The sequence below is a fragment of the Proteus sp. TJ1640 genome, assembly GCF_003144445.1.
GTDB lineage: Bacteria > Pseudomonadota > Gammaproteobacteria > Enterobacterales > Enterobacteriaceae > Proteus > Proteus penneri.
Window position 1 is genome coordinate 269,860 of sequence record NZ_PENY01000018.1, and the last position, 6,203, is coordinate 276,062.

Annotated in this window: 6 protein-coding genes, 2 tRNA genes and 1 rRNA gene; 2 read left to right on the forward strand and 7 right to left on the reverse strand. The window is 37.1% G+C overall.

Annotated features, from left to right (window positions below; translation table 11 throughout):
* Positions 1-9: 9 nt before the first annotated feature.
* The 3 genes from ilvM to ilvL all read right to left on the reverse strand — a co-directional run bounded on the left by ilvM (position 10) and on the right by ilvL (position 2,163).
* Positions 10-285 (reverse strand): acetolactate synthase 2 small subunit, encoded by a 276-nt coding sequence (gene ilvM, locus DK861_RS07465; RefSeq protein WP_072064623.1) that lies wholly within the window; start codon positions 283-285, stop codon positions 10-12.
* Complete coding sequence (gene ilvG / locus DK861_RS07470; RefSeq protein ID WP_109399708.1) at positions 282-1,931, reverse strand: acetolactate synthase 2 catalytic subunit; 1,650 nt, start codon at positions 1,929-1,931, stop codon at positions 282-284. Before ilvG ends, ilvM begins: the two co-directional genes overlap by 4 nt.
* Before the next feature lie 130 nt (positions 1,932-2,061).
* Positions 2,062-2,163: an ilv operon leader peptide gene (gene ilvL, locus DK861_RS07475; protein ID WP_071788577.1), complete on the reverse strand. Its 102-nt coding sequence runs from the start codon at positions 2,161-2,163 to the stop codon at positions 2,062-2,064.
* Between the two features lie 450 nt (positions 2,164-2,613).
* On the opposite strand from ilvL, the gene DK861_RS07480 reads away from it, so the two are divergent.
* Positions 2,614-4,146 (forward strand): YifB family Mg chelatase-like AAA ATPase, encoded by a 1,533-nt coding sequence (locus tag DK861_RS07480; protein WP_109399709.1) that lies wholly within the window; start codon positions 2,614-2,616, stop codon positions 4,144-4,146.
* Between the two features lie 45 nt (positions 4,147-4,191).
* Here DK861_RS07480 and DK861_RS07485 read toward each other — a convergent pair whose 3' ends face one another.
* Positions 4,192-4,530: a DUF413 domain-containing protein gene (locus DK861_RS07485; RefSeq protein WP_072064627.1), complete on the reverse strand. Its 339-nt coding sequence runs from the start codon at positions 4,528-4,530 to the stop codon at positions 4,192-4,194.
* Between the two features lie 115 nt (positions 4,531-4,645).
* Between DK861_RS07485 and hdfR the strand changes: the two genes are divergently transcribed.
* Positions 4,646-5,467: an HTH-type transcriptional regulator HdfR gene (gene hdfR / locus DK861_RS07490; protein ID WP_109399710.1), complete on the forward strand. Its 822-nt coding sequence runs from the start codon at positions 4,646-4,648 to the stop codon at positions 5,465-5,467.
* A gap of 243 nt (positions 5,468-5,710) precedes the next feature.
* Here hdfR and DK861_RS07495 read toward each other — a convergent pair.
* From DK861_RS07495 to rrf, 3 genes are all read right to left on the reverse strand, one after another.
* A tRNA-Trp gene (locus DK861_RS07495) sits at positions 5,711-5,786 on the reverse strand.
* 7 nt (positions 5,787-5,793) lie between these two features.
* Positions 5,794-5,870: transfer RNA gene (locus DK861_RS07500), tRNA-Asp, on the reverse strand.
* A 50-nt stretch (positions 5,871-5,920) separates the two neighbouring features.
* Positions 5,921-6,036, reverse strand: a 5S ribosomal RNA gene (rrf, locus tag DK861_RS07505).
* Positions 6,037-6,203 lie beyond the last annotated feature (167 nt).

Genomic DNA, 6,203 nt, shown 5'->3' on the forward strand with positions numbered 1-6,203 from the left:
CTTTTATCCTTACATGGCACTTAGTGCATTCATGAATCGTAATTTTTCTTTCTGTTGATGTAATACTTGAATACCTGCAACATCAGCTAATTTTGTTAACTGGCTGCACAGAAGTTCTAATGGTCGCTGACTACTCACCGTCAGGCTTAAGTTAATATTGTTGCTCTCTGTGATATTCATATTCATTGAGCATATATGAAAACCACGATGACGAATAACTCTCAGGATACGTTCTAAGATCTCTGGACAAAAACGGGCTTCAATTGTGATATTGTGTTGGTTCATTTTGATTTCTCCATCATCTCATCATTACTTGCGCCCGGCGGGACTAAAGGCCAGACATTTTCTGCGTCATCGATAGATACCTGTAATAAGTAAGGACCATCGCTCTCTAATAAACATTTTATTGCATCAGCAACTTGTGCTTTTTCTGTAATACGTTGCCCAGGGATATCAAACGCTTTGGCTAAGGCAACAAAGTCAGGGTTATCTGTTAAAATTGTTTCGCTATAACGTTGTTCAAAAAACAACTCTTGCCATTGACGAACCATACCAAGACGTTGGTTATCTAATAACACTAATTTGATAGGTAATTGTTTACGTTTAATTGTGCCCAGTTCCTGCACATTCATCATAAAAGAGCCATCACCAGATACGCAGATAACACAAGCGTCAGGTCTAGCAATTTGAGCGCCTACGGCCGCAGGGATACCAAATCCCATGGTGCCTAAACCACTTGAAGTAATAAAATTTTCAGGTGCATCAAATGTCATATGTTGCGCCGACCACATTTGATGCTGACCAACATCTGTTGTCACAACGGTATTTTTAGGTTTGGCGTCTGATAATTGTTTTAATAATAAAGGGGCATAAATTGCAGAGCCCGGATGATCATAACGCCAAGCATGTTCTGCTTTTAATGCTTGTACTTCTTGTTGCCAAGATGCGATAGATAATGGCTGAGACAAAACAGGCAACAACACCTTAGCATCCCCCAATAACGCAACATGAGCTTGTTTTAATTTATTTAATTCTGCATGGTCGATATCGATATGGATAACTTTGGCATTAGGTGCAAAAGTATTTAATCGCCCAGTCACGCGATCATCAAAACGTGCACCAACAGCAATTAATAAATCACTACGCTGAACAGCATAATTTGCCGCTTTAGTGCCATGCATACCAAGCATGCCTAGATAGTTGGCATTTGATGCATCAGCACAACCTAGCCCTTTTAAAGTAGAAACAACGGGTATTTCTGTTTGCTTCACAAATTCTCTTAACGTTTCCACTGCATTACTCATGGCAACGCCACCACCTACATACAAAATAGGTTTTTGTGCCTGTGCTAACATCTGCTTAGCTTGTGCTATTTCTTGTGTTGGGTAAGGAAATTCTTGCTCTTCTGGTAATTCATAATTTGATAAATGGGAAGCATCGGCTAATTGAACATCTTTCGGGATATCGATTAAAACGGGGCCGGGACGACCTTGAGAGGCTATAGAGAATGCCTCTGATAACACTCTAGGTAATTCATCAACAGATGAGACTAAAAAACTGTGTTTAGTACATGCCAATGAAAGACCTAAAACATCTATTTCTTGGAATGCGTCAGTACCAATCAAATCGGAAGCAACTTGTCCAGTGATAGCAACAACAGGCACAGAATCTAACAATGCATCAGCAAGTCCAGTGATAACATTAGTAGCGCCTGGGCCTGATGTCGCGATACAAACACCTGTTGTCCCCGTAGCGCGAGCAAAACCAATTGCAGCAATTGCAGCACCTTGTTCATGGCGACATAAAATATGTTCAACACCGCCATCATAAAGAGCATCGTAAACAGGCATGATCGCACCGCCAGGATAACCAAAGACTGTCTCGACTTGATGTTTTCGTAATGCCTGTACTAACCACTGTGCTCCATTCATTCTTTCACCCTGCCACTTTAACTTCTTGTTTAATTTAAATTTATTTTCTATTTCATCTCTTTTTCAAACTCTAGCTCAAAAAAAACCCCCGCGCCTTTCGGTGCGGGGGTTTTTAAGAGATCCGGCTAGTTTAGTTAGCCTTTCTTCGTCCTAGTGCAGCCCCGCACGGTGGGTTAATAATCACCACCACGCTGACAATAATTAGGCTAATCACTAGGACGATAGTATTCATAGTTTTATAATTTCTTTTCTTATTTAAAATGTATGTTTGTAATGTTGTGTTGTGTTTTCTTTCACTCTGTCCTTTTAGAGTTATCATGATATTTTAGAATTGACAATGTTTATTTTTAATAAAAATCTAACATACTGAATTTTATATATTTTTTATACCACAAAGTCACATCAGAGTATTCATCTATAAAATATTTATTTTTTAGTTATTAATGCCAACAAAGAACACATTATTTCATTTTTTCTACTATTGCATTTTATTATTTCAAGTTAAAAACCAATAATATTTTTCATTATATTTATATTAATTTATTAAATTATTTATTTAAAAAATTAATTATTATATTTCAATAAGTTATGCTTATTTCGAGATAACTCGCATTTATTTCATGTTTCATTTAACACAACAGAAAAAATAATTTAAAAAGAAAAAAATAATGGAGAATAAAAAATGGCATTAGCAATAATATATACACGTGCCTCTTTAGGAATATCAGCTCCGCTTATTACTATCGAGGCTCATATTAGTCAGGGATTACCCGGATTAACATTAGTTGGATTACCTGAAACTGTCGTAAAAGAAGCAAAAGACAGAGTAAGAAGTGCATTAATTAATAGCGGATATACTTATCCTGCAAAAAGAATAACGATTAATCTTTCACCTGCCGATTTACCCAAAGAAGGTGCACGTTATGATTTACCTATTGCACTAGCAATATTAATTGCATCTGAGCAATTAAAATCAGATAAATTAGAGTGTTATGAGTTTATTGGAGAACTTGCACTTTCTGGAAAATTACAACGAGTTAATGCTGTTATTCCTTCAATCCTTAGCGCTTCAAAAGATCATCGAATATGCATTGTATCAATAGAACATCAGACTGAAGTTTCATTATTACCCAATAGATCTGCTTTATTAGCCTCTCATCTTTTAGAAATTTGTCATCATCTAGAAAATAATACGCCATTAATTGAAACAGAAAGCTTTATTATTAACGATGAAATTGAAAATCAAGATAATAAAGATATGAGCGATATAATTGGTCAAAATAATGCAAAAAGAGCAGCAGAAATTACAGCAGCAGGAAATCACAATATTTTATTTCTTGGACCTCCAGGAACAGGAAAAACAATGTTAGCACAAAGGATAAGTACGCTTCTTCCCCCTTTAACGGCTAAAGAAGCACTTGATGTATTAATCATTAGTAGCTTAAGAGGTCTGACATTTAATGAAAGAAAGTGGCCTACAAGACCATTTAGAGCCCCACATCACACTTCCTCTGCTGTCGCTTTAACGGGAGGTGGTTCTCTTCCTAAACCAGGAGAAATTACATTAGCGCATCACGGTATTTTATTTTTAGATGAATTGCCAGAATTTGAGCGTCGTGTACTTGATGCATTACGTGAACCTCTAGACGCTAGAGAAATTACTATTTCACGCGCAAAAGCTAAAATAAGCTACCCTGCTAATGTATTATTGGTCGGTGCATTAAACCCAAGCCCAACAGGGCATTATCAAGGTAATCATAATCGAGTACCAATAAAACAGATCCTGCGCTATTTAAGCAAGGTTTCTGGACCTTTTTTAGATAGGTTTGATTTATCTGTCGAAATGCCACTTCTTCCTCAAGGTTCGCTTATTCATCCTACATTTACCACTGAAAATAGTTCAACAATTAGAGAACGAGTTCTAAAGGCTAGAGAAAGACAATTTTTACGATGTGGAAAAGTGAATACTTATCTAACTGGAAAAGAGATTGAAAGCTATTGCTCATTAAATACCAGTGATGCCACTTTTCTTGAAGATACGCTTAATAAATTAGGACTATCGATACGAGCTTGGCACAAAATTTTAAGAGTATCGAGGACTATTGCAGATCTCGAAAATGAAGAGAAAATACAGAGAAATCACTTGATTGAAGCTTTAAGTTTTCGTGCAATGGATAGATTAATGATCTATTTACAAAAACAATTAGATGGGTAAATAAAAGGAGCGAAAAAACGCTCCTTTTTACTAAAACTAATGATATTAATCATCAGAATCGGTATAGTCATCAGATGGATCGAGCTGTGGCTTTCCACCCGATAATGTATGAAAACGTTTTGGACGACTTATACGACTAGTATATTTCTTCCAAATTTTTTCTTCGATTGTTGCTGCTTCTCGTTCGCCACGACACATGGCAACAAATAATTTTTCCGCTTCAGTTATAGGCTCTCGTTTGCCTAAATCAAGCTCATTAAAGGCTTGACCATGACGTTCCAATATCTGGGATTCCTTGATAGTGAAATCGCCATGACGAGAAAAACCACGCGGATAATGTTTATTGTCAAAAAAACGATTAGTCGTGATAAAACTTTCTGCCATCTGACACACTCCTAATTCTCTATCGTCATACTTATGGCGCGGAGTATTAGATAGTCATGCGGTTCTGTAAAACAAAATATTTAAATCGTAACGACAAATTTTTTTGGAGATAGATGTGGATACCGAATTACTGAAAACCTTTTTGGAAGTCAGTAAGACTAGACACTTTGGACGAGCCGCTGAATCTCTTTATTTAACGCAGTCTGCGGTTAGTTTTAGAATACGACAATTGGAAACACAATTAGGCACAAATCTGTTTACTCGCCATCGTAATAACATTCGTTTAACTGCCGCGGGTGAAAGGCTGGTCCCCTATGCTGAATCGTTAATGAATACATGGCTTCTTGCTAAAAAAGAGATTAGCCATGCTTCTCAACATTCAGAGCTATCAATTGGCGCCACAGCATCACTCTGGGAAGCATATCTAACATCTTGGTTACAGGAGTCTTATTTAGAAAGAAAAGAGCTTAGAATCGAATCTAGAGTCTCTACACGGCAGTCTCTTGTAAAACAACTTCATGCAAGAGAACTAGACCTTCTTTTTACAACTGAAGCACCCAAGATGGATGAATTAGAAAGTAAAATTATTGGTGATATTACTTTTCAATTGATGAAAATAGCATCAAATAAAACAGAGAAAATAGTACAATTTATCAAAATTGAATGGAGTGCTGATTTTCAGCCTTTTCTTCCTAATAGTGAAGTGCAAAAGATTGACCCTATTTTAACCACTAATTCTGCAATGGTTGCTTATCAGTTAATGAAAACAACACAAGCAGTTGCATTCCTACCTACACATTGGCTCGATCTCTATTCAGATCTAGCACCAGCCTCAACAGAAATTATTCAAAAACCTTTATTTGCGGTTTGGCTAAATACTAGTGATCAACAAGTATTGATACAACAATTATTAAAACAACCGGTAAATCATCAATAAAGCTTAAATCCATTCTATATGTATTCATAGCATTAACAAATCACCCTTGGAATTAAGCTTTACTCTAGAATTTTCATTACATATTACAGGAAATATTATTGATAAATGTTAGTAAAATCAGCATATTGATAGATCAATCGATGGGAATATAGTGGAATAAATATTGAGAATAGATAACAAAAAGCCCAGTTAATTAACTGGGCTACAAAGAAGTATAAATTTTGTTATTACTTAATTGGTAATTGGCAGGGGCGGAGAGGCTCGAACTCCCAACACCCGGTTTTGGAGACCGGTGCTCTACCAATTGAACTACGCCCCTAAATAGTTGGCGGAACGGACGGGACTCGAACCCGCGACCCCCTGCGTGACAGGCAGGTATTCTAACCAACTGAACTACCGCTCCGCGTATTCTTTTCGCGATTAATGTTATTTAACATTAACGCTTTAATTGATGCCTGGCAGTTCCCTACTCTCACATGGGGAGACCCCACACTACCATCGGCGCTACAACGTTTCACTTCTGAGTTCGGCATGGGATCAGGTGGGACCGTTGCGCTATGGCCGCCAAGCAAATTCTGTATTACTACTCGTTACTTTGATTTCTCGTCATAACCAGCAATATTCAATCTTAAACAAGCCTACTTCATTAATCTTCGTCTCTCAGACAAAACACCTTCGGTGTTGTCAGGTTAAGCCTCACGGTTCATTAGTACTGGTTAGCTCAACGTATCGCTAC

Coding starts and splice junctions, on each gene's coding strand:
- DK861_RS07485 (WP_072064627.1), bottom strand. CDS start 4,530: ATGGCAGAAAGTTTTATCACGACTAATCGTTTTTTTGACAATAAACAT.
- ilvL (WP_071788577.1), bottom strand. CDS start 2,163: ATGAATACTATCGTCCTAGTGATTAGCCTAATTATTGTCAGCGTGGTG.
- ilvG (WP_109399708.1), bottom strand. CDS start 1,931: ATGAATGGAGCACAGTGGTTAGTACAGGCATTACGAAAACATCAAGTC.
- DK861_RS07480 (WP_109399709.1), top strand. CDS start 2,614: ATGGCATTAGCAATAATATATACACGTGCCTCTTTAGGAATATCAGCT.
- ilvM (WP_072064623.1), bottom strand. CDS start 285: ATGAACCAACACAATATCACAATTGAAGCCCGTTTTTGTCCAGAGATC.